Genomic DNA, 26,308 nt, shown 5'->3' with positions numbered 1-26,308 from the left:
CGGCAGAAGCGCCCATAAAAAAGCCAACCGGCAGGTTGGCTTTTCAGAGCAGGCGAAGCGGGGAATTACTTTTCCACCGCGTCGTGGGCGTGTTCGTCCTCGCGGCAATCACCTTCCGCACAGTGGCCGTACAGATACAGACTGTGGTTGGTCAGGCGGATGCCGTGACGGGACGCGATTTCACGCTGGCGCGCTTCGATAGAGTCATCACTGAATTCGATCACTTTGCCGCAGTCGAGGCAGATCAGGTGATCGTGGTGATGCTGCTGAGTCAGTTCGAAAACGGATTTACCGCCTTCAAAATTATGACGAGTCACGATACCGGCGTCATCAAACTGGTTGAGGACGCGGTAAACGGTCGCCAGACCAATCTCTTCGCCCATGTCGATCAGGCGTTTATATAAGTCTTCCGCACTGACATGATGGTTATCCGGTTCCTGCAGCACTTCAAGGATTTTCAGTCGAGGAAGTGTGACTTTCAGGCCAGCCTTCTTTAATGCGGTATTGTTGTCAGTCATGCGGAATCTGTCCTGTTGCTAAACGATCTACTTCCTTCAACGGAAGTCATACAGAAATTAACCCGACGTAATGCGTCTCATTATAGAACTGCCACTGGTAAATGAAAACTGCAAGTATCGGGCCTGGTTTGCTGTCAAAAACGAGGCACCAGCTACAAACTGCGTCACGTGCCTCGTAGAATCAGAGGACATTGTACAGATATGTGATTAAAAGTTAAAAACTTGTAGCTATTAGTTTGATTGCTTTTGTCTATTAATGCGACGCAACTCAATGATTGCGCCGCTTAATCATCAGGCGTTTTTGATTTCTTCGAGGTGCAGCTCTTCGGCCACCTGCTTCACCCACTTCTCAACGCGCTCGTTGGTCAGCTCCGGCTGGCGGTCTTCATCAATGGCGAGGCCGACGAAGTGGTCGTCATCCGCCAGGCCTTTAGAGGCCTCGAAGTGATAGCCGGCAGTCGGCCAGTGGCCAACGATGGTCGCGCCGCGCGGCTCAATGATGTCGCGGATGGTGCCCAGCGCATCGCAGAAGTACTCTGCGTAGTCTTCCTGGTCGCCGCAGCCGAACAGCGCCACCAGTTTGCCGTTAAAGTCGATCTCTTCCAGCGTCGGGAAGAAATCGTCCCAGTCACACTGCGCTTCACCGTAGTACCAGGTCGGGATGCCGAGCAGCAGGATGTCGTGGGCTTCCAGATCTTCTTTGCTGCTTTTGGCAATGTCGTGAACATCAGCAACATCTTTACCAAGCTGCTTTTGAATCATTTTTGCAATATTTTCGGTGTTGCCGGTGTCGCTGCCAAAAAAGATGCCGATGATTGCCATGAGTAAAATAACCTCTTGAAACTTAAATGATGTGGTAGGGACGCGATGCCCACAGATAACGGCAATCATAGCAGAACAGGCAAGGGCGCGGAAACAGCAATCACGCCCGACTGCACACTCTGCTACATGAATGCGGATTTTTCGCGGAAAGTTAGAGTTTTCCCTGGCTGCGCAGGGCGGTTAATTGCGTCATCAGCATCTCTTCAATGAGATCGCTGCGGCTCATATTACGCGCTTCCGCCAGTTCGTTAAGCGCATCGACCGCGTCGGCGTTGAGCTTTAGCTCCACGCGCTTCAGCCCGCGCACTTTATCGCGTTTCAGCTGATTACGTTTGTTGATGCGCAGTTGTTCATCGCGCGACAGCGGATTGGTTTTCGGTCTTCCCGGGCGACGCTCGTTTGCGAACAAATCTAATGTCGTACGGTCCGTTTGTTCTTTTGCCATGATTCTGAGTGACTTCGGGGAAACAAGCTGCCGGGCTCTAGCCGGCGCAGATAGCGCGCCATCATACATCAGGCGAACGGCTGCGCCAACGACCGCGGGCATTCTGCGGCGCGGTCGGGCATATTTTAGCCAATCAGGCGGCTATGCTCGTCAGATAGCGGCGGATCGCGCGCAACACCGCCTCGGGTTTCTCGGCATGGACCCAATGTCCGGCGCCGGCAATGACGTGGGCCCGAGCCTGCGGGAACTGGGCCAGCAGCGGGTCGCGGTAGGCGTCGGTCACATAGGGGGAGTTGCCGCCGGGAATAAACTGCGTTGGGTGCGGCCAGGCCGGGATGGTTTCCCAGCCGACGATATGCGGATACTGGTCCCACAGCACCGGGACGTTGAAGCGCCAGTCGCCGTCGACGAAAGATTTCAACAGGAACTGAATCACGCCCTCTTCCTGCAGATGCTCGCGCATCACCTGCGCCGCCTGCTGGCGAGTGCTGGCGGCGGATTCGCTGACGGCGCGGATAGCGGCGAAGATCTCATCATGGCGGCGAACGTGATAATCCACCGGCGCGATATCAATAGCCACCAGACCGCTGATGCGCTCCGGGGCCAGGGCGGTCAACGCCATCACCGCTTTGCCGCCCATCGAATGGCCGATAAAGGTGGCCCGTTCAATCTGATGTGCATCGAGCGTGTCGAGCAGATCCTGCGCCATCGCGGGGTAGGTCATCTCTGGCGACCGCGGCGACAAACCGTGGTTGCGCATATCGACCTGCAGAATATCGTGGTCGGCGATCAGGTCGCGGGCGAGGATGCCCAGGTTGTCCAGGCTGCCAAACAGACCGTGGACCAGCACGATCGGGGAGTGGTTGTGCGGATTCTGTGCAGATTGCGCTCGGCTATTTAATTTCATGGCAAAGTTCTTTTTTTCGCTGCGTCGGGTTAGGGTATTATGTTGGACATTCTGCCATCCGGCTGCAAGACCCAGAAGTTATCTGAGTTTTACCGCCATCCTGGTTTGACGCTATCCGCGGTTGGGATTTGTACTTATAATCCCAACGATTTGTATTCAGAAAAGATATCGCACTGGATTAAGATGAAAACAATTGAAGTTGATGATGAACTCTACCGCTATATTGCCAGCCACACTCTGCATATCGGCGAGAGCGCATCCGACATTTTACGGCGTATGCTGAAATTTTCCGCCGTTTCCCAACCGGCTACACCGGTCAGCAAAGCCGCGCCGACGCTGGCGCCCACGCCTGCCGCTGAGGTGAAACCCGCTAACCCGGTGAAAGATAAAGTCCGCGCCATGCGCGAGATGCTGTTATCTGATGAATACGCCGAGCAGAAGCGCGCGGTGAACCGTTTTATGCTGGTGTTGACCACCCTCTATTCCCTGGACAGTAAAGCATTTGCCGAGGCCACTGAGTCTCTGCACGGCCGCACGCGCGTTTACTTCGCGGAAGATGCGCGTACGCTGCTGAAAAGCGGTAATCAGACCAAACCGAAACAGGTTCCTGGTACACCGTGGTGGGTGATCACCAATACCAATACCGGCCGTAAATGCAGCATGATTGAGCACATCATGCAGTCGATGCAGTTCCCTGCGGAGCTGATTGAAAAGGTTTGCGGCACGATCTAGCTTTTTAACATTTGCACCAGAAGGATCAGGCAATGGCAATCGATAAACGTGCGGGGCAGCCTGCGCAACAGAGTGATTTGATTAACGTCGCCCAACTGACTGCTCAGTACTACGTGCTGAAGCCTGAAGTCGGTAATGCGGAGCATGCGGTCAAATTCGGCACCTCCGGCCATCGCGGCAGCGCGGCGCGTCACAACTTCAACGAACCGCATATCCTGGCCATCGCCCAGGCTATTGCGGAAGATCGTGCGAAGAACGGGATCACCGGTCCGTGCTATGTCGGTAAAGATACCCACGCCCTGTCCGAGCCGGCGTTTATTTCGGTGCTGGAAGTGTTAACCGCCAACGGCGTTGACGTTATCGTTCAGGAAAACAACGGCTTCACCCCGACGCCGGCGGTCTCTAACGCGATTCTGGTGCATAACAAAAAAGGCGGTCCGCTGGCGGACGGCATTGTGATCACCCCGTCACACAACCCGCCGGAAGATGGCGGTATCAAGTACAACCCGCCAAACGGCGGTCCGGCTGATACCAACGTCACCAAAGTGGTGGAAAACCGTGCCAACGAACTGCTGGCCGCTGGCCTGCAGGGTGTGAAACGCATTTCTCTGGACGCGGCGCTGGCTTCCGGCCACGTCAAAGAGCAGGATCTGGTGCAGCCGTTCATTGAAGGCCTGGCGGACATCGTCGACATGGCGGCGATCCAGAAAGCGGGCCTGACGCTGGGCGTCGATCCGCTGGGCGGTTCCGGTATCGAATACTGGAAGCGCATTGGCGAGCACTACAAGCTCAATCTGACCATTGTGAACGACCAGGTGGACCAGACCTTCCGCTTTATGCACCTCGATAAAGACGGCGCCATCCGCATGGACTGCTCCTCGGAATGTGCGATGGCGGGCCTGCTGGCGCTGCGCGATAAGTTCGATCTGGCATTTGCCAATGACCCGGATTACGACCGTCACGGGATTGTCACCCCTGCCGGGCTGATGAATCCGAACCACTACCTGGCGGTGGCGATTAACTACCTGTTCCAGCATCGTCCGCAGTGGGGCAAAGAGGTGGCGGTCGGTAAAACCCTGGTCTCCTCGGCGATGATTGACCGCGTGGTGAACGATCTGGGCCGCAAGCTGGTGGAAGTGCCGGTGGGCTTTAAGTGGTTCGTTGACGGCCTGTTCGACGGCAGCTTCGGCTTCGGCGGCGAAGAGAGCGCCGGGGCCTCCTTCCTGCGCTTCGACGGCACGCCGTGGTCCACCGATAAAGACGGCATCATCATGTGCCTGCTGGCGGCGGAAATCACCGCAGTGACCGGGAAAAACCCGCAGGAGCACTATAACGAGCTGGCGGAACGCTTCGGCGCGCCGAGCTACAACCGTCTGCAGGCTTCCGCGACCTCCGCGCAGAAAGCGGCGCTGTCTAAGCTGTCGCCGGAAATGGTCAGCGCTGACACCCTGGCGGGGGATCCGATCACCGCTCGTCTGACCGCGGCGCCGGGCAACGGGGCGGCGATTGGCGGCCTGAAAGTGATGACCGACAACGGCTGGTTTGCGGCACGCCCGTCAGGCACCGAAGACGCCTACAAGATCTACTGCGAAAGCTTCCTCGGCGAAGAACATCGCAAGCTGATTGAAAAAGAAGCGGTAGAGATTGTCAGTGAAGTGCTGAAGAACGCTTAACGGCGCACGATCATCAGGCCCCTTGCGGGCCTGATTTTTTTCGCAAGGATAGCGATGAAAATACAACGGAAGTCCCTGTTTTTGTTCTGGGCGTGGATGGATCTCTTTTTCGTCCTGCAATTCTTATGGTGGAATATTGCCCACCGCCGACTCCCTTTTTACGACGACCTGCTGGCTTATCTCCAGCTGCTGCACACCTGGGGCTCTGCGGCGGTCTGGCTCTATCCGCTAAATGTGCTGCTGATTATCAGCATCCCGTTGTCGATGATCCTTTTTTTCCGTCAGAGCCGCTATGGGCTGTGGCTGGCCTGGGGGCAGGCGCCGCTCAGGCTGGTGTTTATGCAGCCTTCGCTTTCTTTGGGTCTGTGGCTGATTCAGGCCGCCGGCGTCAGGCATTTAGCGATCCTGGCAGGCTTCCTGCTACTCTCTGAAGGGCTGAAGATCACCAGCCTCTGGTACTGCAGAGGCGGGGCTCAGGGCATAAAGCGATAGCCAATCCCGGTTTCGGTCAGCAGATGCTGAGGGCGCGCCGGATCGGCCTCCAGCTTTTGCCGCAGGTGACCCATATAGATCCGCAGATAATGGCTGTGCTCCACGGCGTTAGGGCCCCACACCTGATTCAGCAGCTGGCGCTGGGTAAGCACTTTGCCGGGATTATTCAATAGCGCCGCCAGCAGGCGAAACTCGATGGGCGTCAGGTGGATCTCTTCGCTGCCGCGCAGGATGCGGCGGGCGGGGATATTGACCTCCAGGTCGGCGAAGCGCACCACCGGCTCGTCGGCCTGCGCCGCGCCGTGGCGACGCAGCGCGACGCGCAGGCGGGCCTGCAGCTCGCCGATGCCAAAGGGTTTACTTAAGTAGTCATCGGCGCCGGCATCCAGGGCGGCAATTTTGTCATGCTCTTCGCTACGCGCTGACAGGACGATAATCGGCATCTGACTCCACTGGCGCAGGTCGCGAATAAAATCAATGCCGTCACCATCCGGCAGGCCGAGATCGAGGATCGCGAGGTCGGGCTTACGGGTGGCGGCTTCGATCAGCCCGCGCTGCAGGGTTTCCGCTTCAAATACGCGCATGCCGTCGGCTTCCAGCGCGGTGCGCAGAAAGCGACGGATAGCGTGTTCGTCTTCGATAATCAGAACGTTAATCACAATTCCTCAGATAGCTCTTCCAGTTCAGGGGGCGTTTCTCCCGGCAGTGTAACACGGAATGAGGCGCCGCCCTCTGGCCGGTTGCTGGCGGAGATGGTCCCGCCGTGGACGTCGACGATGGCCTGACAGATGGCAAGGCCCAGCCCGACGCCGGGGATCGCCGATTCTTTGTTGCCGCGGGCGAATTTATCAAAGATAGCCTGTTCCTGGCCCGCCGGGATCCCTGGACCATTATCCCATACTTCCAGCGACAGCTGCCGGGCGTCCGCTTCGGCGCGAATACCGATGTCCGCCCGGGCGCCGGCATACTTATGGGCATTCTCCAGCAGATTAATCAGCACCCGCTCGAACAGCGGCCCGTCAACATGCACCAGCTGCAGCGGATCGGGTAAATCCAGTTGAACGTGCTGGCCGCCGAGGCTCGGTTCGAGCATGCGCAGCGCGCTGCCGACCACCTCCTCCAGCGTCAGCCACTCCTTGTGCAGGTTAAAGCCGCCGGACTGGATCCGCGCCATATCCAGCAGGTTGTTTACCAGCCGGGTGGTGTTGAGCACATGCTGGCGGATTTCGTTGGCCTGCGGGGCATGCTTCGAGCCCTCGCTGGCCAGATCGAGGGTCAGAATTTCCGCCTGGCCAAACAGCACGGTCAGCGGGGTACGCAGATCGTGCGACAAGGCAGCGAGCAGCGAGTTACGCAGGCTTTCGCGCTCGCTGGTTAGTCGGGCCTGCTCTTCGCTGGCGGTCAGGGTGAGACGCTCCAGGGCGCTGGCCACCAACAGGGTGAAGGTCTCCAGCAGCCGCTGCTGCTCCGGGATCATCAGCTGGCGCAGATTCGCCGGCTCCACCACCAGCAGGCCCCAGGTGCGGGCGGCGCTCTTCAGGGGCAGGATCTGATACGGCACGCCGGGCAGGGTATCGGTGCCGGCGCCGGCGGGTTGACCCTTATCAAAGCTCCAGCGGGCGATGGCGTCATCCCACGGCGTCAGCCCGGGCTGGTGGGTTAAGGGCAACAGTTTCCCCTGGGCGTCCGGCAGCAGCAGCTGGCTGCGGGCCTGAAAGGTGGAGGCGATAAACCGCTCGCTGGTGGTGGCGATATCCTGCTGGCTACGACCCACCGCCAGCGCTTTGGACATCTCATACAGATGGCGGGTACGCCGCTCGCGGTAGCGCGCCACCCGCGCCTGGTAGCGCACGCCGGCGGTGAGGTTACCGATAAGCAGGCCCACGGTGAGCATCACGCCGAAGGTGAGCAGATACTGGACATCGGACACCGCCAGCGTGCCGCGCGGGGCGACAAAAAAGAGATCGAAGCTGATAACGTTGATCACCGTCGCCAGAACCGACGGCCAGCGGCCGTAGAGCAGAGCGATGATCACCACTCCTAACAGATAGAGCATCACCAGGTTGGCGGCTTCGAAGGCCATCAGCCACTGCATGGCCACCAGGGTAATGATGGCGCACAGCGCCACCGCCACCGCGCAGCCCTGCAGCTGTAGCCGCCATTTCTCCAGCGCCGGACGGCTGTCGCTGGCGCGCGCCTGAAGGGGGAAGGGCTTTTCATCCAGAGCGATGACCACCAGATCGAGGTCCGGCGCGTGGCGAGCCAGACGATCGGCGAAGCCGCTGCGATCCCACCAGCGGCGCTTGCTCTGGCGGCCGATAACAATTTTCCCAAGGTTGTGTTCGCGGGCGTAATGGAGGACCGCTTTCTCTTCCGACGGGTCGGAGAGGGTGGCGGTTTCGGCGCCCAGCTCCTGGGCCAGACGCAGCGCGGCGAGGATGGCCCGCCGCCGGGACTCCGGCAGGCGGTGCAGGGAAGGCGTTTCGACATACACCGCATGCCAGACGCTGCCCAGACGGGCGGCGAGGCGGGCGGCGGTACGCACCAGCTTTTCGCTGCCGGTGTTGTGCCCGATACAGAGCAGGATCGCGTCGCGGGTGTGCCAGACTTTCTCCTGGCCCTGGCGGTCGCGCCAGGCGCGCATCTGCTCATCGACGCGATCGGCGGTGCGGCGCAGAGCCAGTTCGCGCAGCGCAATCAGATTCCCTTTGCGGAAAAAGTTCTCGATAGCGCGCTCGGCCTGGCCGCCGATATAGACTTTGCCCTCATTGAGCCGCTGGCGCAGATCGTCAGGGGGAAGGTCCACCAGCACCACGTCGTCCGCGGCGTCAAAGAAGGGATCGGGGACGGTCTCTCGCACCTGCACGCCGGTGATCCCGCTGACGACGTCATTCAGACTTTCCAGATGCTGGACGTTAACGGTGGTGAAGACGTCAATCCCTGCCTCCAGCAGTTCGTCCACATCCTGCCAGCGCTTTGGATGGCGGGAGCCGGGGGCATTACTGTGCGCCAGCTCATCCACCAGAATCAGCGCCGGACGGCGGGCGAGGGCGGCGTCGAGATCGAACTCATACACGTAGCGCCCGCGGTGGGCGAGCCGCCGCGGCGGCAGGCTGCTCAGGCCCTGCAGCATCGCGGCGGTCTCTTTCCGGCCGTGGGTCTCCGCCACGCCAATCAGAATATCCAACCCCTGCGCCCGGAGCCGCTGCGCTTCCGCCAGCATCGCCCAGGTTTTCCCCACCCCGGCGCAGGCGCCGAAGAACACTTTTAGTTTGCCGCGATGCGGGGCGGCGGTGTGCTGCAGCAGGCGGTCAGGGTCCGGACGCAGCGGCTCGTCACTCATTTACTTATCCTTCAGGGCATCCAGCGCCATATTGAGTTGCAGTATATTGACCACCGGCTGGCCAAGGAAGCTCAGCAGCGGCTTTTGTGTGGCCTGGTTAACCAGCGCGGTCACCTGGTCGACGCTCAGCTGGCGCGCTTTGGCCACCCGCGGCGCCTGCCACAGCGCGGCGGCCGGGGTCAGGTTGTTATCGAGACCGCTCGCCGAGGTGGTGACCAGTTCGACCGGCACACGCGGGTCGGCATCCGGGTTTGCGGCGCGCAGGGCCTGCACCCGCTCGCTCACCGCCTTATCCAGCGCCGGGTTGCTGGCGGCGAGGTTGCTGCCGCCAGAGGCCATCGGGTTATCCGCTGTCTCCGCGGTGGCTGACGGGCGACCCTGGAAATAGCCTGCGGCGGTAAAGTTCTGGCCAATCAGCGCCGAGCCGCGCACCTCGCCGTTCATGCGGATCAGCGAGCCGTTGGCCTGTGAGTTAAACCACCATTGCCCCAGGCTGGTGGTCAGCAGAGGATAAACGCCGCCGGTGAGCAGGGTTAACAGAATAAATAGCACAAGTGCTGGACGAATCAATGACATAGTTTGTTCCTCACACCAGACCGCTCAGGGTCAGCAGCAGGTCGATGGCTTTAATACCGATAAAAGGCACCAGCAGACCGCCGAGGCCGTAGATCCACAGATTGCGGCGCAGCATCGCCGAGGCGGAGAGCGGGCGATAGCTCACCCCTTTCAGGGCCAGCGGGATCAGGAAGACGATGATCAGCGCGTTGAAGATAACGGCGCTGAGGATCGCCGACGATGGCGAATGCAGGCCCATCACGTTCAGCATGGCCAGCTGGGGATAGACCGCGGCAAACGCCGCCGGAATAATGGCGAAATATTTCGCCACGTCGTTGGCAATACTGAAGGTGGTCAGCGAGCCGCGCGTCATCAGCATCTGTTTGCCGATATGGACCACCTCAATCAGCTTGGTGGGGTTGGAATCCAGGTCGACCATGTTGCCCGCCTCTTTCGCCGCCTGGGTGCCTGAGTTCATGGCTACCGCCACGTCGGCCTGCGCCAGCGCGGGCGCGTCGTTGGTGCCGTCGCCGGTCATCGCCACCAGCCGACCTTCCGACTGATACTGGCGGATCAGCGCCAGCTTGGCTTCCGGCGTCGCTTCGGCGAGGAAATCGTCGACGCCGGCCTCGGCGGCGATCGCCGCAGCGGTCAGGCGGTTATCACCGGTGATCATCACCGTTTTAATGCCCATTTTGCGCAGCTGGGCGAAACGTTCTTTGATGCCGCCTTTGACGATATCTTTGAGTGAAATAATCCCCAGCACCTTTTCCCCTTCGGCGACCACCAGCGGCGTGGCCCCCTGGCGGGCGACCTCTTCCACCTGCTTCTCGACATCGGCAGGGAAGTGGCCACCGTTGGCCTCTACGTGGCGGCGAATGGCGTCCACCGACCCTTTGCGGATCATGCGCTGATCGATATTGATGCCGCTCATCCGCGTTTGCGCGGTAAAGGGGACAAAGGTGGCGTGCAGCGACTGCAGATCGCGTTCGCGCAGGTTAAAGCGCTGTTTCGCCAGCACCACGATGCTGCGTCCCTCAGGGGTTTCGTCCGCCAGCGAGGAGAGCTGGGCGGCATCGGCGAGGGTTCGCTCTTCCACACCGCGCGCCGGCAGGAAAGCGGAGGCCTGGCGGTTGCCGAGCGTAATGGTCCCGGTTTTATCCAGCAACAGCACATCAACGTCGCCTGCCGCTTCCACCGCGCGGCCGCTGGTGGCGATCACGTTGGCGCCCAGCATACGGCTCATCCCGGCGACGCCGATGGCCGACAGCAGACCGCCGATGGTGGTCGGGATCAGGCACACCAGCAACGCCACCAGTACGGTGACGCTGACCGCATTGCCGCTCCACGCCGAGAATGGCCAGATGGTGGCGGTGGCCAGCAGGAACACCAGCGTCAGGGCGATCAGCAGGATCGTCAGGGCGATTTCGTTCGGCGTTTTACGGCGCTGGGCGCCTTCCACCATGGCGATCATCCGGTCGAGGAAGGTTTCTCCCGGGTTAACGCTGCAACGGATCACCAGCCAGTCGGAGAGGATGCGCGTCCCGCCGGTCACCGAGGCGAAATCACCGCCGGATTCGCGGATCACCGGAGCAGACTCGCCGGTAATGGCGCTTTCATCCACCGAGGCGCCGCCTTCGATGACTTCACCATCGCAGGGGATAATATCCCCGGCTTCCACCAGCACTACGTCGCCTTTGCGCAGGTCTTCCGCCGGCACGTGGTCGACCGTCGCGTCATGCTGCGGGGCGCGCAGCTTACGGGCGAAGGCCGTTTTTTTCACCCCTTTCAGGCTATTGGCCTGGGCTTTGCTGCGGCCTTCCGCCATCGCTTCGGCAAAGTTGGCGAACAGCACGGTAAACCATAGCCAGATACTGATGGCGGCGGTAAAAGTGGCGCTGCCGGTCAGGGCGCCGCCAGCCATGGCGATGGCCAGCAGGGTGGTTAACAGGCTGCCCACCCAGACGATAAACATCACCGGATTGCGCCACTGCACCATCGGGCTGAGTTTTTTAACGGCATCCAGCAGCGCCTGGCGCACCAGCGTCGGCTCCAGCAGGGCTAATTGTTTGCGACTCATAACAGGGTGCTCCGCATCGCTCAAAGTAAGGAAAAGTGTTCGGCCAGCGGGCCAAGCGCCAGCGCAGGAATAAAGGTCAGGGCGCCAACCAGCAGCACGGTGCCGATCAGCAGACCGATAAACAGGGCGTCGTGGGTGGCCAGGGTGCCGGGGCTGGCCGGTTGAATTTTCTTCGCCACCAGCGAGCCGGCGATAGCCATCACCGGAATGATGACGGCGAAGCGTCCAGCCAGCATGCAGAACGCCAGCAGCAGGTTCCAGAATGGCGTCGCCGCGCCCAGGCCGGCGAAGGCGCTGCCGTTGTTATTGGCCGCCGAAGTGACGGCGTACAGCACTTCGCTAAAGCCGTGCGGTCCGGGGTTGAACATCCCGGCGCGGCCGGCCTCGGTCATCATCGCCAGCGCCGTGCCGAGCAGCACCAGCGTCGGGGTGACCAGAATGGCCAGGGCGATCATTTTCATTTCCCGGACATCGATTTTCTTTCCGAGGTACTCCGGGGTGCGGCCGACCATCAGGCCGGCGATAAACACCGCCAGCATAACGAACAGCAGCATGCCATAAAGACCCGAGCCGACGCCGCCGAACACCACTTCGCCAATCTGCATCAGCCACATCGGCACCATCCCGCCCAGCGCGGTGAAGGAGTCATGCATGGCGTTGACCGCGCCGCAGGAGGCGGCGGTGGTGATCACCGCGAACAGACTGCTGGCGAGAATACCGAAGCGGCTCTCTTTACCTTCCATATTCAGGCTGCTGTCGGCGCCCAGCGTCATCAGGTGCGGGTTGCCGCGGGTTTCCGCCCACATCACCACGGCGACGCAGAGGATAAAGATCAGCGTCATCGCCCACAGGATGGCGCGCCCCTGGCGGCGATCGCTCACCACCTCGCCGAAGGCGAAGCACAGCGCCGCCGGGATCAGGAAGATGGCCAGCATCTGCACGAGATTGGTCAGCGCCGTCGGGTTTTCAAACGGATGGGCGGAGTTGGCGTTAAAGAAACCGCCGCCGTTGGTGCCCAGCAGCTTAATCGCTTCCTGTGAGGCGACGGGCCCCATCGGCAGCAGCTGGTGCGCCCCTTCGAGGGTGGTAAAGGGCTGGTAGGCCTGCAGGTTCTGCGGCACGCCCTGCTGAATAAAGAACAGGGCCACCAGCAGAGAGAGCGGCAGCAGCAGCCACAGGGTAATGCGCGTCAGGTCGACCCAGGCATTGCCGAGGGTGGACATTTTCTGCCGGGCGAAGGCGCGGGTCAGGGCGAAGACCACGGCGATGCCGGTAGCGGCGGAGAGGAAATTCTGCACCGTCAGCCCCACCATCTGGCTGAGATAGCTCATGGTGCTTTCGCCGGCGTAGGCCTGCCAGTTCGTATTGCTGACAAAGCTGACCGCGGTGTTGAGCGCCAGATCCCACGTCAGCCCCGGCAGGTGCTGCGGGTTAAACGGCAGCACGCCCTGCAGCATCAGCAGGGCAAACAGCGCCAGGCCGCCGAGGGCGTTGAACAGCAGGAGCGCCAGCAAATACTGCAGCCAGCCCATCTCTTCGGCGCGGATCCCGGCCACGCGCCACAGGACGCGCTCGACCCCGGCCAGGCCGGGAAGCGGGATGTCATTCACCATTCTTGCCAGACACATCCCCAGCGGGCGCGCCAGCACCAGCAATACCAGCAGATAGCTGGCTAATAATAAAAATCCCTGGGCAGCCATCAGAATGCCTCCGCATGTATCAAGGCATAAACCAGATAAGCCAGTAACAGGAACACCAGCCCAACGCCAGTGAGTACGCCTGCAGTCACAATCCACCTCCGGGTGTGTTTTTGATTTACCAGGAGAATAGAAATTACGGCGCAAAGATTTCGCAAAAATCCGCGGGCGCGGTGTAAAAAAAGTATAAAAATGACAAAGGCACAATTTAACTGATGGTTAGTATTAATTTAACTTTTTCGTAACTAATTTACGTAGCGAATGTAAATTAAGTATAAATACGTGCTTTTTAGTGGTCGGATGAGTAGTAAAATTACAACCAGAGCGGTATTATTTTGCTCAGACAAACATGATTAATTTTCCGGCGCTGCTTGCCGGCCTGACAAAGGGGAGAGAAATGATGGCGTTGTACAAAGCTTATCCTGCTCATATTATTTTGCTGCGTCGTGCTTTCGCCGTCGTGGCTGGCGTCGCGGCGCTGCCGGTGATGCTGTTCTGGAAGGATCGCGCCCGCTATTACAGCTGGCTGCACCGTGTATGGTCGAAAACCAGCGAGCAGCCGGTGTGGATGGCGCAGGCGGAAAAAGCCGCGCACGACTTCTACTAATTCGCCCTGCTGCGAGGAAAACCACTTACCGCCGGTTGCCCCCGGCGGTTTTTTTTCGTCGCTTGTCTACACTCGTTTTCAGGCGCCGCAGCGGAATTGGCAGGTGCTTATTTTGCCTGGGCGCGCTATTTTTGCCGGCTTAGATCATAAGATGAGTTTTGCTGACGGAGAGTGAGGAGTGATATGGCCACCCATCTGGTCTGGTTACGCACGGATTTACGCATTCACGATAACCTGGCGCTGGCCGCCGCCTGCCGCGATCCGCAGGCGCAGGTGCTGGCGCTGTATATTGCCACCCCGGGGCAGTGGCGCGAACATCACCTGGCCCCGCGGCAGGCCGCTTTTATCGCCAGCCATTTGCGCAGTCTGCACGCCGCGCTGGCGGAGCGGGGCATACCGCTGTGGGTAGAAGAGGCGGACGATTTTAGCGCCAGCGTCGAGCGGCTGGCCCATTTCTGCCAGCAGCACCAGGTCAGTCACCTGTTCTACAACTATCAGTACGAATTCAATGAACGCCAGCGCGATGCCGCCGTTGAGAGCTCCTTGAGCGAAGTGATTTGCCAGGGATTTGACGACAGCGTCCTGTTGCCGCCCGGCAGCGTACTGACCGGCGGCGGCGAAATGTATAAAGTCTTCACCCCGTTTAAGAACGCGTTTATTCGCCGGCTGCGGGAAGGATTGCCGGCGTGCGTGGCCGCGCCAAAGCCGCGCCAGGCGCCCGCTCGCCTGGCGCCGCCGGTGCCGGAGCTTAACTATCCGCAAACGCCGTTCGATGGGCTGCTGTTTGCCGCGGATGAAAAAACGGCGCTGGCGCGGCTGCGCGCGTTTTGTCAGCAACCGGCGGCGGATTATGAGGGGCAGCGCGACTTCCCGGCCGTGGAAGGGACCAGTCGCCTGTCGCCCTGCCTGGCCATCGGGGTGCTGTCGCCGCGCCAGTGCCTGCATCGGCTGCTGACGGAACACCCCGCCGCACTGGATGGCGGGGCAGGCGCCACCTGGCTTAATGAGCTGATCTGGCGCGAGTTTTACCGCCATCTGATGGTCTACTATCCGAAACTCTGTAAAGGTCGGCCGTTTGTCGCCTGGACCGATAAGGTCGCCTGGCGCGAAGAGGATGGCGCCCTGCAGGCCTGGCAGCGCGGGGAGACCGGCTTTCCGATTGTCGATGCCGCCATGCGCCAGCTTAACGCCACCGGCTGGATGCATAACCGGTTGCGCATGATTGTCGCCAGCTTCCTGACCAAAGATCTGCGCCTCGACTGGCGGGCAGGGGAGCGCTATTTCATGAGCCAGCTGATTGACGGCGACCTGGCGGCGAACAACGGCGGCTGGCAATGGGCGGCTTCGACGGGCACCGACGCCGCGCCCTATTTCCGCATATTTAATCCCACCACCCAGGGCGAGAAGTTTGATAAGCAGGGGGTGTTTATGCGTCGCTGGCTGCCGGAGCTGGCAAAGGTGCCGGAGAAGGCGCTGCATCAGCCGTGGGTGTGGGCGGATAAACAGGGGGTGACGCTGGATTATCCGCGCCCGATAGTCGATCACAAGCAGGCGCGACAGGAGACGCTGGCGGCCTGGGAGGCCGCCAGAAAGGGGATTATTCCACCGCCAGACGGCGGGTCCTGACCTTCAGCGAGTGATACAGCCAGATAACCAGCACTACGCCGACGCAGGCCAGCGCGCCCCAGGTGATCTGGCTGAAGACGTTGATGTAGGCGTCAATGGAATAGTTCACCGCCCCGGCGACGTCGAATGACGCCTGCGAGGTCTGGTCGGCGATAACGCCGGCCAGATAGTTGGCGATGGCCCCGGAGAGCAGCATATAGATGCCGGTCAGCACCCCGGTCACTCCCGGGATCTCAATGCGGGTGATTTGCGACATCGCGACCGGGTCGATAAACAGTTCGGCAAAACCCATCACCGCCAGCCCCAGCACCATCAGCGGCATGGACGACTGGCCATAGGCCGCCGACCAGCGGGCGCTGAGGGTCAAAATGCAGAACCCGGCGCTCATCAGGCCCAGACCGAGGGCAAATTTCCCCCAGATGCGCACGGTGCGGTTACCGCCGACGCTCTCTTTCACCAGCCACGCCAGCACCATGCCGCAGAGCATCACCGCAAAGGCGTTGATCGACTGGAACATAGCGGTAGGGACTTCGTAGCTCATGATATGGCGGTTAACGAAGCGGTCAATATACAGGCTGATGGAGCTGCCGCCCTGTTGGGCGAAGGCCCAGAACAGCAGGCTGAAGGCGGTCAGGACGACGATCAGGCGCAGATCCTTGCGCTGTTTATCGGTCTCGGCACGCAGGTAGATCCGCGCCAGCACCGCGAGGCCAATGGCCGTGGCCACGATCAGGGCATACACCGACCACTCCTGCCAGAACAGCACGGCAATCAGCAGCGGCGCGATGACCAGCAGCACCAGCAGCCAGCCCCAGTTCGGCAGCAGGAAGCGGCGGGCGCACAGCGCCTGGCGGTTCACGCCGGCGGTATGCTGGAAATGACGGTTGCCGCAGAGGAAAATCACCAGTCCCGCCACCATGCCGATGGCCGCCAGGGCAAAGCCCATCGCCCAGCTATACTCCTCCTGAACGTAGCCGCAGGCGATGGGCGCGATGATCGAGCCGATATTGCCCGCGGCATACATCAGCGAGAAGCCGCCATCGCGACGCGGATCGGCGGGTTCGTACAGTTCGCCCAGCAGACAGCTGACGTTGGATTTAAACAACCCGTAGCCGCAGACGATGATCGCCAGCGACAGGTAGAGGAAGGCCGGGGCGGTTTCGCTGGCCCCGAGCACCAGATGGCCAATGGCCATCAGCAGCGCGCCGAGCATGACCGCCATCCGGTTGCCTAACAGCTTATCGGCCAGATAGCCGCCGAGGATCGGCGTCACATAGACCAGCGAACAGTAGGCGCTGAACAGGGCGTAAGCGTGGTTATCATCATATTTGAGCTGATTGGTGAGATAGAGGATCAGCAGGGCGCGCATGCCGTAGAAGCTAAAATATTCCCAGATTTGCAGCGCCACGACGTAGTAAATCGCCCGCGGTTGCGATGATGTTGTCTTCATGAGAAGTGTGTTTCCTGGCCTAAAGCGAAAGTCGATCGTTCTGCATGAATAGCGTTTAATTAGTCATATTCATGGCTTGAGGGGCTTTCTGATTATTTAATATGCTTTATTAGTGCATAAATATACACGAATGCGCGGCGGGGTGAATAGACAAATTGCGCTATTCGGTAAAAAGTCATCGTCAGTGTCGGAGGCGGACTATCGACGACCCGAATGGATCTGGTTATGTTATGCCTTTGTATACCCTGATTATCTGCTGGAGTGGCGATGAAAAATAGCGAACTGGAACAACTGATAAACGACAAGCTCAATAGTGCAGCCATCAGTGACTTCGCCCCTAACGGTCTGCAGGTGGAAGGGCGCGACACGGTGCACAAGATCGTCACCGGAGTGACGGCCAGCCAGGCGCTGCTGGATGAGGCCGTTCGTCTTCAGGCGGATGCGGTGATTGTCCATCACGGCTATTTCTGGAAAAACGAATCGCCAGTGATCCGCGGTATGAAGCGCCGGCGCCTGAAAACCCTGCTGGCCAATGATATCAATCTCTACGGCTGGCACCTGCCGCTGGATGCCCATCCCGAGCTGGGCAATAACGCGCAACTGGCGCATCTGCTGGGGATTAACGTGCTGGGGGAAATCGAACCGCTGGTGCCCTGGGGCGAACTGTCGATGCCGGTTTCCGGCCTTGAACTGGCCTCATGGATTGAAGCGCGGCTGGGGCGTAAGCCGCTGTGGTGCGGCGATACCGGACCGGACACCGTCAGCCGCGTCGCCTGGTGTACCGGCGGCGGCCAGAGCTTTATCGACGCCGCGGCGCGCTTTGGCGTGGACGCGTTTATCACCGGCGAGGTGTCGGAACAAACCATCCATTCCGCCCGCGAGCAGGGCCTGCATTTTTATGCCGCCGGCCACCACGCCACCGAGCGGGGCGGTATTCGCGCCCTCAGCGAATGGCTGACGGAAACCACTGACCTGGACGTCACCTTTATTGATATTCCCAACCCTGCCTGACGGGAGAGAGAAAAGTGCAGCGAGCGCGTTGTTATCTGTTAGGAGAAACGGCCGTCGTGCTGGAGCTGGAGCCGCCGGTCACCCTTGAGAGCCAGCAGCGGATCTGGGGCTTAGCCCAGCGTCTGGCGAACCATGAGGAAGTGATTGACGCCATTCCCGGCATGAACAATATCACTGTGGTGCTCCGCCGCCCGCAGGAGGTGGCGTGGGAGGCGATAGACCGTCTGCAGCGCTGGTGGGAGGAGAGCCTCGCGATCGAGCCGGAGTCGCGCTCGCTGACCATTCCGGTCGTCTACGGCGGCGAGGCCGGACCGGATCTCGGGGTGGTGGCGCAGCACAGCGGCCTCAGTGAAAAGCAGGTCGTGGAGCTGCACGCCTCGGTGGAGTATCTGGTCTGGTTTATTGGTTTTCAGCCGGGATTTCCCTACCTGGGCGGGTTGCCAGCTGCGCTGGCGACGCCGCGTCGCGCCGAACCGCGCGTGCACGTCCCGGCCGGGTCGGTGGGTATCGGCGGCGCGCAAACCGGGATCTATCCGCTGGCGACGCCCGGCGGCTGGCAGCTGCTGGGGCGGACCTCGCTAACGCTGTTCGACCCGTCGCGGAAGGAGCCTGCGCTGCTGCGCGTGGGCGATAAAATTCGCTTTGTGCCGCAAAAGGAGGGGGTATGTTGACTCTGATCCGCGCCGGCCTGTACACCTCGGTACAGGACGGTGGACGAGAAGGCCTGCGCCAGTCTGGCATCAGCCGCTGCGGCGCTCTGGATTATCCCTCGCTGGTGATTGCCAATCTGCTGGTTGGCAACGAGGCGAATGCCGCCGGGCTGGAGATTACCCTCGGCCAGGTGGAGATCGAATTTGCCCGCAGCGGCTGGTTTGCGCTGACCGGCGCCGCCTGCGAAGCGACGCTGGACGGTAAAGCGGTCTGGGTGGGCTGGCGCACCGCCTACCGGCCCGGGCAGCGGCTGGTGCTGAAAACGCCGCAGCATGGCATTCGCAGCTATCTGGCGGTGGCGGGCGGGATTGCGGTACCCGAGGTCCTTGGCTCGCGCTGCACGGATCTCAAGGCGGGGATTGGCGGTCTGGAAGGACGCCGCCTGCAGGACGGCGACAAGCTGAAGCTCGGGAAAGCCGCCCGCCGCTTCACCACCCCGCGCGGCGTCAAGCAGCTGCCGCTGGGCAACCGCATTCGTGCGCTGCCCGGGCCGGAGTACCACGAATTTGACGCGGCCTCGCAGGCGTCATTCTGGCGCGCCCCCTGGAAGCTCAGTCCGCAGAGTAACCGCATGGGGTACCGCCTGCAGGGGCAGCCGCTGAAACGCACCACCGATCGCGAAATGCTGTCGCACGGCCTGCTGCCGGGCGTGGTGCAGGTGCCGCACAACGGCCAGCCCATTGTGCTGATGAACGACGCGCAAACCACCGGCGGCTATCCGCGGATCGCCTGCATCATCGATGCCGATATGTACCAGCTGGCGCAGATCCCACTGGGGCAGCCGATCCATTTCGTGGCCTGCTCGCTGGAGGAGGCGCTGAAGGCGCGGGCCGATCGTCAGCGTTATCTTGAACAACTGGCGTGGAGACTCCACGATGATGATTGATCTCAATGCCGATCTCGGGGAAGGCGGGGCGAACGATAGCGCGCTGCTCCAGCTGGTGTCGTCGGCGAATATCGCCTGTGGTTTTCACGCCGGCGACGCCGGGCTGATGGTGCAGAGCGTGCGCGAGGCGCTGAAGTACGGCGTGGCAGTGGGCGCCCATCCGGGATATCCCGACCGGGAAAATTTTGGCCGCACGGCGATGGATCTGCCGCCGGAAACGGTCTATGCCCAGACGCTGTATCAGATTGGCGCTCTGGCGGCGATCGTTCAGGCTCAGGGCGGCGAGTTGCAGCACGTAAAGCCGCACGGCATGCTCTACAACCAGGCGGCCAAATCGCCGCCGCTGGCCGACGCGATCGCCCGCGCGGTCCGCGATGTTAACCCGCAGCTGGTGCTGGTGGGTCTGGCGGGCAGCGAACTGATCCGCGCTGGGCAACGCTATGGCTTGACGACGCGTCAGGAGGTGTTTGCCGATCGCGGTTATCTGGCCGACGGCAGCCTGGTGCCGCGCACCCAGCCCGGCGCGCTGATTGACAGCGAAGAGCAGGCCCTGGCGCAAACCCTCGAAATGGTGCAACACCACCGGGTGCGTAGCGTCAGCGGCGAATGGGCGAACGTGGTGGCGCAGACGGTATGTCTGCATGGCGATGGTCCGCATGCCCTCGAATTTGCCCGCCGTTTGCGGGCGGCGTTCGCCGGGCGCCATATTATGGTCAGCGCTCAGCCAGAGGCTGAGATATGACAATCTGAAGGACCGCGAAGGAGAAGACGATGGCGGGCGTATTACTCACCGGTTTTGAACCCTTTGACGGCGAGACGGTAAACCCTTCCTGGGAAGTGGTGCAGCAGCTTGACGGCACAATGATTGCTGGTCAGCCGGTGATCGCCAGGCAGCTTCCCTGCGTGTTTGGCGAGGCGCTGTCGGCGCTGGACGCGGCGATTGAAGACCTGCAGCCGAAGCTGGTTATCGCGGTGGGACAGGCCGGCGGCCGGGTCGATATCAGCGTCGAACGTGTGGCGATTAACGTCGATGATGCGCGTATCCCTGATAACAAAGGCCAGCAACCCATCGACACGCCGATCGTCGACGGCGGGCCGGCCGCGTGGTTCAGCACCTTGCCGATCAAAGCGATCGTCAGCGCGCTGCGCGATCGCGGGATCCCGGCCTCGGTGTCGCAAACTGCCGGCACCTTCGTCTGCAATCACGTCATGTACGGTCTGCTGCACAAGCTGCAGGGACAGAATGAGGTGAGGGGCGGGTTTATCCATATTCCCTGGCTACCGGCGCAGGCGGCGGCCCATCCCGGCGAGCCGAGTATGGCGACCGCCACCGTGCGGGAAGCGCTGGAGACGGCCATAGCCGTAGCCCTGCACCAGCCGGTGGATAGTAAACTGGGCGGCGGCGCCACCCACTAACAGAAGGATGAAAGTATGCCGGAAGGTCCGGAGATCCGCCGCGCGGCGGATACACTGGAGGCAGCAATCAAAGACGAACCCTTAACCGACGTCTGGTTCGCTTTTCCCCGGCTGCAACCCTATCAAACTGAACTGATTGGTCAGCGGGTTACCCATATCGACACCCGGGGCAAAGCCCTGCTGACCCGCTTCTCCGGCGGCCTGACCCTGTACAGCCATAATCAGCTGTACGGCGTTTGGCGCGTGGTTGAGGCCGGCGAACAGCCTGCCTCTAACCGGGTGTTGCGCGTCAGGCTACAGACGGCCAGCAAGGCGATTTTGCTCTACAGCGCGTCGGACATTGAGATGCTCACGGCGGAGCAGGAGGCCAACCATCCGTTCTTGCTGCGCGTCGGTCCGGACGTGCTGGATATGACGTTAACCGCGGAGCAGGTGAAAGCGCGACTGCTGTCGGCCAAATTCCGCAATCGTCAGTTTTCCGGCCTGCTGCTGGATCAGGCTTTTCTTGCCGGTCTGGGTAACTATCTGCGGGTGGAAATCCTCTGGCAGGTGGGGCTGACCGGGGGGCATAAGGCCTCGAAGCTTAATGAAACACAGCTGGATGCGCTGGCGCACGCGCTACTCGATATCCCACGGCTTTCTTATCGCACTCGCGGCCAGCCCGATAACAACAAGCACCACGGCGCGCTGTTCCGCTTTAAGGTCTTCCATCGCGATGGGGAAAAGTGCGAGCGCTGCGGGGGCGTGATTGAGAAGACCATGCTCTCATCGCGGCCGTTTTACTGGTGCCCGCACTGCCAGCATTAAGCCGGCAGCAGGCAGTGTCAGCGCCAGGCTTCATCGTCAGGCATAAAAAACGCGCCAGCAGGCGCGTTTTTTATCATCCGGACAGCGAGATTAACGCTTGATGTCGGACTGGAAGTCGCGTTTGGCGTAGCCGGTGTACAGCTGACGCGGACGGGCGATCTTCATGCCGTCGCTGTGCATTTCGTTCCAGTGCGCAATCCAGCCCACGGTACGCGCCATGGCGAAGATAACGGTAAACATGGAGGACGGAATACCCATCGCCTTCAGGATGATACCGGAGTAGAAGTCGACGTTCGGGTAGAGCTTCTTCTCGATGAAGTACGGGTCGTTCAGCGCGATATGCTCCAGCTCCATGGCCACCTGCAGCAGGTCGTCTTTGGTGCCCAGCTCTTTCAGCACTTCATGGCAGGTTTCACGCATCACGGTGGCGCGCGGGTCGTAGTTTTTGTAAACACGATGGCCGAAGCCCATCAGGCGGAAAGAGTCATTCTTGTCTTTCGCACGACGAACAAATTCCGGAATGTGTTCAACGGAGCTGATCTCTTCCAGCATTTTCAGCGCCGCTTCGTTGGCGCCGCCGTGCGCCGGTCCCCACAGAGAGGCGATGCCGGCTGCGATACAGGCGAACGGGTTAGCGCCGGAAGAGCCCGCGGTACGTACCGTCGAGGTCGAGGCGTTCTGCTCGTGATCGGCGTGCAGGATCAGAATACGGTCCATGGCGCGCTCGAGCACCGGATTGACTTCGTACTCTTCGCACGGCGTGGCGAACATCATGCGCAGGAAGTTGCCGGCGTAGGAGAGGTCGTTGCGCGGATAAACAAACGGCTGGCCGATAGAATACTTGTAACACATAGCTGCCATGGTCGGCATTTTGGACAGCAGGCGATAGGCGGCGATTTCACGGTGACGCGGGTTATTCACGTCGAGGGAGTCGTGATAGAACGCCGCCAGGGCGCCGGTGATCCCGCACATAACGGCCATCGGGTGAGAATCGCGACGGAACGCATGGAACAGACGGGTGATCTGCTCATGGATCATGGTGTGACGGGTCACGGTGGTTTTGAATTCGTCATATTCGGCCTGGGTTGGTTTTTCACCGTTCAGCAGAATGTAACAAACTTCAAGATAGTTTGATTCGGTCGCTAACTGGTCGATCGGGAAGCCGCGGTGCAGCAGGATCCCCTCGTCACCATCGATAAACGTAATTTTAGATTCACAGGAAGCGGTAGATGTGAAACCTGGGTCAAAGGTAAATACGCCTTTTGAACCAAGACTACGAATATCAATAACATCCTGACCGAGCGTGCCTTTTAGCACATCCAGTTCAATAGCAGTGTCACCACCCAGGGTGATTTTTGCTTTAGCATCAGACATTTATGGTCTCCTTAGCGCCTTTATTGCTTAAGACTGCCGGGTGGTGGATTTGCTTTCGGCCCGCGCCCGTATACGTTACCAGTTTGTTATGTTGCACACAGCTCTGCGTCAGCGAAAAGGGCAGGGTACAGAGCAACGGCGCTTGATGGCACGTTCTTCAGGGCTGCGGTGAAACAACAGCAAATCAGCGTTTTAGCAGTCCGAATATTAAAACCTGTATACCACTAATAACTGTCCTGATTACATCGGTCAATACTGACACACTGTTACATAACTTATTCTCAGGTGAAAGAGTGACCCCATAACTTTTGAGCATTATTGCATTTAACTGGTAATGGTTGTAACAAGAATGTTTAATATTTGTCAAATCAGGTGATTAAAAATTAAAAAAATGTTGTTATCGTGACCTTGATCACTGTTCCGGAGAAAACCCAACAAACTATATGTAGGTTAATTGTAATGATTTTGTGAACGGCCTATACTGCGGCCAGGTCTCCGGAACACCCTGCAATCCCGAGCCACCCAGCGTTGTTTAGTGATGTTTTAATGCCTGAAAAGACGTTTTAACATGACTTCTGGTTATAGAAAGGACGCTGTCTGACCCGCAAGCAGACCGGAGGAAGGAAACAATAAGAACAGCATGTGGGCGTTATTCATGGTAAGAAATGTGAAAAAACAAAGACCTGTCAATCTGGATCTACAAACGATACGGTTCCCAATCACGGCGATAGCGTCCATTCTCCATCGCGTTTCCGGTGTCATCACCTTCGTGGCGGTCGGAATTCTGCTTTGGCTGCTGGGCACCAGCCTCTCCTCCCCTGAAGGTTTTCTGACGGCGGCCTCGATCATGGATAGCTTCTTTGTGAAGTTCATCATGTGGGGCATTCTCACCGCGCTGGCCTATCACGTCGTTGTCGGTATCCGCCATCTGATGATGGACTTTGGTTACCTGGACGAAACCCTCGAAGCAGGGAAACGTTCCGCCAAGATTTCTTTTGTTATTACTGTCGTGCTTTCACTTCTCGCAGGAGTCCTCGTATGGTAAGCAACGCCTCAGCACTGGGACGCAACGGCGTACATGACTTTATTCTGGTCCGTGCTACCGCCATCGTTCTGACCCTCTACATCATCTACATGGTTGGCTTCTTCGCTACCACCGGTGAGATCTCATGGGAAGTGTGGACCGGATTCTTTGCCTCCGGCTTCACTAAAGTCTTCACTCTGCTGGCTCTCGTTTCCATTCTTATCCATGCCTGGATCGGGATGTGGCAGGTGTTAACGGACTACGTTAAACCACTGGCTCTGCGCCTGGTTCTGCAGCTGGCTATCGTTGTGGCGCTGGTGGCTTACGTTCTTTATGGATTTGTTGTGGTGTGGGGTGTGTAATGAAATTGCCAGTCAGAGAGTTTGATGCTGTTGTCATCGGTGCCGGCGGCGCAGGTATGCGCGCGGCGCTGCAAATTTCCCAGAGCGGACAGACCTGTGCGCTGCTCTCTAAAGTCTTCCCGACCCGTTCCCATACCGTGTCAGCGCAGGGGGGTATCACCGTCGCGCTCGGTAACTCCCATGAAGATAACTGGGAATGGCATATGTACGACACCGTAAAAGGGTCGGACTATATCGGTGACCAGGACGCCATCGAATATATGTGTAAGACCGGCCCGGAAGCGATTCTCGAGCTGGAGCACATGGGCCTGCCGTTCTCCCGTCTTGACGACGGCCGTATTTATCAGCGCCCGTTCGGCGGCCAGTCGAAGAACTTCGGCGGCGAGCAGGCGGCGCGCACCGCGGCGGCGGCTGACCGTACCGGCCACGCCCTGCTGCACACCCTGTACCAGCAGAACCTCAAAAACCACACCACTATTTTCTCCGAATGGTATGCCCTCGATCTGGTGAAAAACCAGGACGGCGCGGTGGTGGGTTGTACCGCCCTGTGCATCGAGACCGGCGAAGTGGTCTACTTTAAAGCCCGCGCCACCGTGCTGGCGACCGGCGGCGCAGGCCGTATCTATCAGTCCACCACCAACGCCCACATCAACACCGGTGACGGCGTCGGGATGGCCATTCGTGCCGGCGTGCCGGTGCAGGATATGGAAATGTGGCAGTTCCACCCGACCGGCATCGCCGGGGCAGGGGTTCTGGTCACCGAAGGTTGCCGCGGCGAAGGCGGTTATCTGCTCAATAAACACGGCGAACGCTTTATGGAGCGTTATGCCCCGAACGCCAAAGACCTGGCGGGTCGTGACGTGGTGGCGCGTTCCATCATGATCGAAATCCGCGAAGGTCGCGGCTGCGATGGCCCGTGGGGCCCGCACGCGAAATTGAAGCTGGATCACCTGGGTAAAGAGGTTCTGGAATCTCGTCTGCCGGGTATCCTCGAGCTGTCCCGTACCTTTGCTCACGTCGATCCGGTGAAAGAGCCGATCCCGGTTATCCCAACCTGCCACTACATGATGGGCGGTATTCCGACCAAAGTGACCGGCCAGGCGCTGACCGTCAATGAGAAGGGCGAAGACGTGGTGATCCCGGGCCTGTTCGCGGTAGGCGAAATCGCCTGCGTATCGGTCCACGGCGCTAACCGTCTTGGCGGCAACTCGCTGCTCGACCTGGTGGTCTTCGGCCGCGCGGCGGGCCTGCATCTGCAGGAATCCATCGCCGAGCAGGGCACGCTGCGCGACGCCAGCGAATCCGATATCGAAGGCTCGCTGGACCGCCTCAACCGCTGGAACAACACCCGTTCCGGTGAAGATCCGGTGGCGATCCGCAAAGCGCTGCAGGAATGTATGCAGCATAACTTCTCGGTGTTCCGCGAAGGCGATGCGATGCACAAAGGTCTGGAACAGCTGAAAGTGATCCGCGAGCGCCTGAAAAACGCCCGTCTCGACGATACCTCCAGCGAGTTCAACACCCAGCGCGTTGAGTGCCTGGAGCTGGATAACCTGATGGAAACCGCGTACGCGACCGCCGTATCCGCTAACTTCCGTACCGAGAGCCGTGGCGCCCACAGCCGCTTCGACTTCCCGGATCGTGATGATGAAAACTGGCTGTGCCATTCCCTGTATCTGCCAGAGTCGGAATCCATGACGCGTCGTAGCGTCAACATGGAACCGAAACTGCGTCCGGCATTCCCGCCGAAGATTCGTACTTACTAATGCG

Annotated in this window: 26 protein-coding genes; 14 read left to right on the top strand and 12 right to left on the bottom strand. The window is 60.0% G+C overall.

The annotated features are described in order from the left end of the window. Positions 1 to 65: 65 nt before the first annotated feature. From fur to ybfF, 4 genes are all read right to left on the bottom strand, one after another. On the bottom strand, positions 66 to 518 hold the full coding sequence (gene fur / locus ABLV76_RS06965; RefSeq protein ID WP_004885952.1) for a ferric iron uptake transcriptional regulator: 453 nt from the start codon (positions 516 to 518) through the stop codon (positions 66 to 68). Positions 519 to 809: 291 nt separating this feature from the next. After that, a complete protein-coding gene (fldA, locus tag ABLV76_RS06960; RefSeq protein WP_002894765.1) occupies positions 810 to 1,340 on the bottom strand; it encodes a flavodoxin FldA in 531 nt (176 codons plus the stop codon). Positions 1,341 to 1,491: 151 nt separating this feature from the next. After that, a complete protein-coding gene (gene ybfE, locus ABLV76_RS06955; protein ID WP_004885954.1) occupies positions 1,492 to 1,785 on the bottom strand; it encodes a LexA regulated protein in 294 nt (97 codons plus the stop codon). 133 nt (positions 1,786 to 1,918) lie between these two features. After that, entirely contained in the window at positions 1,919 to 2,692 is a 774-nt protein-coding gene (gene ybfF, locus ABLV76_RS06950) for an esterase (protein ID WP_065696723.1), read from the bottom strand. A gap of 183 nt (positions 2,693 to 2,875) precedes the next feature. Here ybfF and seqA point away from each other — a divergent pair, with 183 nt between their 5' ends. The 3 genes from seqA to ABLV76_RS06935 are packed head-to-tail and all read left to right on the top strand — an operon-like array spanning position 2,876 to position 5,589. After that, positions 2,876 to 3,424: a replication initiation negative regulator SeqA gene (gene seqA, locus ABLV76_RS06945; protein WP_017901421.1), complete on the top strand. Its 549-nt coding sequence runs from the start codon at positions 2,876 to 2,878 to the stop codon at positions 3,422 to 3,424. Between the two features lie 32 nt (positions 3,425 to 3,456). Continuing rightward, complete coding sequence (gene pgm, locus ABLV76_RS06940; protein ID WP_002894773.1) at positions 3,457 to 5,097, top strand: phosphoglucomutase (alpha-D-glucose-1,6-bisphosphate-dependent); 1,641 nt, start codon at positions 3,457 to 3,459, stop codon at positions 5,095 to 5,097. 54 nt (positions 5,098 to 5,151) lie between these two features. Continuing rightward, on the top strand, positions 5,152 to 5,589 hold the full coding sequence (locus ABLV76_RS06935; RefSeq protein WP_004885958.1) for a hypothetical protein: 438 nt from the start codon (positions 5,152 to 5,154) through the stop codon (positions 5,587 to 5,589). Here the strand turns inward: ABLV76_RS06935 and kdpE are convergent. The 6 genes from kdpE to kdpF are packed head-to-tail and all read right to left on the bottom strand — an operon-like array spanning position 5,571 to position 13,356. Then, on the bottom strand, positions 5,571 to 6,248 hold the full coding sequence (gene kdpE / locus ABLV76_RS06930; RefSeq protein ID WP_002894776.1) for a two-component system response regulator KdpE: 678 nt from the start codon (positions 6,246 to 6,248) through the stop codon (positions 5,571 to 5,573). The two genes, ABLV76_RS06935 and kdpE, sit on opposite strands and share 19 nt — an antisense overlap. Further along, entirely contained in the window at positions 6,245 to 8,932 is a 2,688-nt protein-coding gene (gene kdpD, locus ABLV76_RS06925) for a two-component system sensor histidine kinase KdpD (RefSeq protein ID WP_048323415.1), read from the bottom strand. The genes kdpE and kdpD overlap by 4 nt, the downstream gene beginning before the upstream one ends. Beyond that, a complete protein-coding gene (kdpC, locus tag ABLV76_RS06920; RefSeq protein ID WP_004885963.1) occupies positions 8,933 to 9,508 on the bottom strand; it encodes a potassium-transporting ATPase subunit KdpC in 576 nt (191 codons plus the stop codon). It abuts the gene before it with no gap. A gap of 10 nt (positions 9,509 to 9,518) precedes the next feature. Continuing rightward, complete coding sequence (kdpB, locus tag ABLV76_RS06915; RefSeq protein ID WP_004885966.1) at positions 9,519 to 11,567, bottom strand: potassium-transporting ATPase subunit KdpB; 2,049 nt, start codon at positions 11,565 to 11,567, stop codon at positions 9,519 to 9,521. Between the two features lie 20 nt (positions 11,568 to 11,587). Further along, positions 11,588 to 13,267 (bottom strand): potassium-transporting ATPase subunit KdpA, encoded by a 1,680-nt coding sequence (gene kdpA / locus ABLV76_RS06910; protein WP_017901418.1) that lies wholly within the window; start codon positions 13,265 to 13,267, stop codon positions 11,588 to 11,590. After that, positions 13,267 to 13,356, bottom strand: coding sequence for a K(+)-transporting ATPase subunit F (kdpF, locus tag ABLV76_RS06905; protein WP_020323459.1), 90 nt, complete (start codon positions 13,354 to 13,356; stop codon positions 13,267 to 13,269). The genes kdpA and kdpF overlap by 1 nt, the downstream gene beginning before the upstream one ends. Before the next feature lie 305 nt (positions 13,357 to 13,661). Between kdpF and ABLV76_RS06900 the strand changes: the two genes are divergently transcribed. Both ABLV76_RS06900 and phrB read left to right on the top strand, forming a co-directional pair. Continuing rightward, entirely contained in the window at positions 13,662 to 13,871 is a 210-nt protein-coding gene (locus tag ABLV76_RS06900; RefSeq protein ID WP_004142243.1) for a DUF2517 family protein, read from the top strand. 183 nt (positions 13,872 to 14,054) lie between these two features. Further along, positions 14,055 to 15,497 (top strand): deoxyribodipyrimidine photo-lyase, encoded by a 1,443-nt coding sequence (gene phrB, locus ABLV76_RS06895; RefSeq protein ID WP_094309561.1) that lies wholly within the window; start codon positions 14,055 to 14,057, stop codon positions 15,495 to 15,497. Here phrB and ABLV76_RS06890 read toward each other — a convergent pair. Then, the gene (locus tag ABLV76_RS06890) at positions 15,469 to 16,947 is read right to left on the bottom strand and encodes an MFS transporter (protein ID WP_004885969.1); all 1,479 of its coding nucleotides are present in this window, start codon (positions 16,945 to 16,947) and stop codon (positions 15,469 to 15,471) included. The two genes, phrB and ABLV76_RS06890, sit on opposite strands and share 29 nt — an antisense overlap. Before the next feature lie 267 nt (positions 16,948 to 17,214). On the opposite strand from ABLV76_RS06890, the gene ABLV76_RS06885 reads away from it, so the two are divergent. The 6 genes from ABLV76_RS06885 to nei are packed head-to-tail and all read left to right on the top strand — an operon-like array spanning position 17,215 to position 21,778. After that, on the top strand, positions 17,215 to 17,958 hold the full coding sequence (locus tag ABLV76_RS06885; RefSeq protein WP_004885970.1) for a type 2 GTP cyclohydrolase I: 744 nt from the start codon (positions 17,215 to 17,217) through the stop codon (positions 17,956 to 17,958). A 14-nt stretch (positions 17,959 to 17,972) separates the two neighbouring features. After that, the gene (gene pxpB, locus ABLV76_RS06880) at positions 17,973 to 18,629 is read left to right on the top strand and encodes a 5-oxoprolinase subunit PxpB (RefSeq protein ID WP_017901415.1); all 657 of its coding nucleotides are present in this window, start codon (positions 17,973 to 17,975) and stop codon (positions 18,627 to 18,629) included. Beyond that, a complete protein-coding gene (pxpC, locus tag ABLV76_RS06875) occupies positions 18,623 to 19,555 on the top strand; it encodes a 5-oxoprolinase subunit PxpC (RefSeq protein WP_004885976.1) in 933 nt (310 codons plus the stop codon). Before pxpB ends, pxpC begins: the two co-directional genes overlap by 7 nt. Continuing rightward, positions 19,545 to 20,297 carry a 5-oxoprolinase subunit PxpA gene (gene pxpA / locus ABLV76_RS06870; RefSeq protein WP_004885977.1) on the top strand — a complete coding sequence of 251 codons (753 nt, stop codon included), beginning with the start codon at positions 19,545 to 19,547 and terminating at the stop codon, positions 20,295 to 20,297. The genes pxpC and pxpA overlap by 11 nt, the downstream gene beginning before the upstream one ends. 29 nt (positions 20,298 to 20,326) lie before the next feature. Beyond that, positions 20,327 to 20,971, top strand: coding sequence for a pyroglutamyl-peptidase I (pcp, locus tag ABLV76_RS06865; RefSeq protein WP_004885979.1), 645 nt, complete (start codon positions 20,327 to 20,329; stop codon positions 20,969 to 20,971). Positions 20,972 to 20,986: 15 nt separating this feature from the next. Beyond that, entirely contained in the window at positions 20,987 to 21,778 is a 792-nt protein-coding gene (gene nei / locus ABLV76_RS06860; RefSeq protein ID WP_049092145.1) for an endonuclease VIII, read from the top strand. A 90-nt stretch (positions 21,779 to 21,868) separates the two neighbouring features. On the opposite strand, the gene gltA is transcribed toward nei, so the two are convergent. Then, positions 21,869 to 23,152: a citrate synthase gene (gene gltA, locus ABLV76_RS06855; RefSeq protein WP_004885983.1), complete on the bottom strand. Its 1,284-nt coding sequence runs from the start codon at positions 23,150 to 23,152 to the stop codon at positions 21,869 to 21,871. A gap of 640 nt (positions 23,153 to 23,792) precedes the next feature. Here gltA and sdhC point away from each other — a divergent pair. The 3 genes from sdhC to sdhA are packed head-to-tail and all read left to right on the top strand — an operon-like array spanning position 23,793 to position 26,304. Then, complete coding sequence (gene sdhC, locus ABLV76_RS06850) at positions 23,793 to 24,197, top strand: succinate dehydrogenase cytochrome b556 subunit (protein ID WP_004142216.1); 405 nt, start codon at positions 23,793 to 23,795, stop codon at positions 24,195 to 24,197. Then, positions 24,191 to 24,538, top strand: coding sequence for a succinate dehydrogenase membrane anchor subunit (gene sdhD, locus ABLV76_RS06845; protein ID WP_002894949.1), 348 nt, complete (start codon positions 24,191 to 24,193; stop codon positions 24,536 to 24,538). Before sdhC ends, sdhD begins: the two co-directional genes overlap by 7 nt. Then, positions 24,538 to 26,304: a succinate dehydrogenase flavoprotein subunit gene (gene sdhA, locus ABLV76_RS06840; protein WP_004179067.1), complete on the top strand. Its 1,767-nt coding sequence runs from the start codon at positions 24,538 to 24,540 to the stop codon at positions 26,302 to 26,304. The genes sdhD and sdhA overlap by 1 nt, the downstream gene beginning before the upstream one ends. Positions 26,305 to 26,308: the final 4 nt, after the last annotated feature.

The organism is Klebsiella sp. GB_Kp047, from assembly GCF_040065235.1.
GTDB lineage: Bacteria > Pseudomonadota > Gammaproteobacteria > Enterobacterales > Enterobacteriaceae > Klebsiella > Klebsiella quasipneumoniae.
The sequence above is the reverse complement of the archived record's forward strand: the minus strand, read 5'-3'. Positions and strand labels throughout refer to the sequence as shown.

Bases quoted from the DNA above. Each gene is read 5' to 3' on its own strand.
- fur (WP_004885952.1), bottom strand. From the start codon at position 518: ATGACTGACAACAATACCGCATTAAAGAAGGCTGGCCTGAAAGTCACA.
- fldA (WP_002894765.1), bottom strand. From the start codon at position 1,340: ATGGCAATCATCGGCATCTTTTTTGGCAGCGACACCGGCAACACCGAA.
- ybfE (WP_004885954.1), bottom strand. From the start codon at position 1,785: ATGGCAAAAGAACAAACGGACCGTACGACATTAGATTTGTTCGCAAAC.
- ybfF (WP_065696723.1), bottom strand. From the start codon at position 2,692: ATGAAATTAAATAGCCGAGCGCAATCTGCACAGAATCCGCACAACCAC.
- seqA (WP_017901421.1), top strand. From the start codon at position 2,876: ATGAAAACAATTGAAGTTGATGATGAACTCTACCGCTATATTGCCAGC.
- pgm (WP_002894773.1), top strand. From the start codon at position 3,457: ATGGCAATCGATAAACGTGCGGGGCAGCCTGCGCAACAGAGTGATTTG.
- ABLV76_RS06935 (WP_004885958.1), top strand. From the start codon at position 5,152: ATGAAAATACAACGGAAGTCCCTGTTTTTGTTCTGGGCGTGGATGGAT.
- kdpD (WP_048323415.1), bottom strand. From the start codon at position 8,932: ATGAGTGACGAGCCGCTGCGTCCGGACCCTGACCGCCTGCTGCAGCAC.
- kdpC (WP_004885963.1), bottom strand. From the start codon at position 9,508: ATGTCATTGATTCGTCCAGCACTTGTGCTATTTATTCTGTTAACCCTG.
- kdpB (WP_004885966.1), bottom strand. From the start codon at position 11,567: ATGAGTCGCAAACAATTAGCCCTGCTGGAGCCGACGCTGGTGCGCCAG.
- kdpA (WP_017901418.1), bottom strand. From the start codon at position 13,267: ATGGCTGCCCAGGGATTTTTATTATTAGCCAGCTATCTGCTGGTATTG.
- ABLV76_RS06900 (WP_004142243.1), top strand. From the start codon at position 13,662: ATGATGGCGTTGTACAAAGCTTATCCTGCTCATATTATTTTGCTGCGT.
- phrB (WP_094309561.1), top strand. From the start codon at position 14,055: ATGGCCACCCATCTGGTCTGGTTACGCACGGATTTACGCATTCACGAT.
- ABLV76_RS06890 (WP_004885969.1), bottom strand. From the start codon at position 16,947: ATGAAGACAACATCATCGCAACCGCGGGCGATTTACTACGTCGTGGCG.
- ABLV76_RS06885 (WP_004885970.1), top strand. From the start codon at position 17,215: ATGAAAAATAGCGAACTGGAACAACTGATAAACGACAAGCTCAATAGT.
- pxpC (WP_004885976.1), top strand. From the start codon at position 18,623: ATGTTGACTCTGATCCGCGCCGGCCTGTACACCTCGGTACAGGACGGT.
- pxpA (WP_004885977.1), top strand. From the start codon at position 19,545: ATGATGATTGATCTCAATGCCGATCTCGGGGAAGGCGGGGCGAACGAT.
- pcp (WP_004885979.1), top strand. From the start codon at position 20,327: ATGGCGGGCGTATTACTCACCGGTTTTGAACCCTTTGACGGCGAGACG.
- nei (WP_049092145.1), top strand. From the start codon at position 20,987: ATGCCGGAAGGTCCGGAGATCCGCCGCGCGGCGGATACACTGGAGGCA.
- gltA (WP_004885983.1), bottom strand. From the start codon at position 23,152: ATGTCTGATGCTAAAGCAAAAATCACCCTGGGTGGTGACACTGCTATT.
- sdhC (WP_004142216.1), top strand. From the start codon at position 23,793: ATGTGGGCGTTATTCATGGTAAGAAATGTGAAAAAACAAAGACCTGTC.
- sdhD (WP_002894949.1), top strand. From the start codon at position 24,191: ATGGTAAGCAACGCCTCAGCACTGGGACGCAACGGCGTACATGACTTT.
- sdhA (WP_004179067.1), top strand. From the start codon at position 24,538: ATGAAATTGCCAGTCAGAGAGTTTGATGCTGTTGTCATCGGTGCCGGC.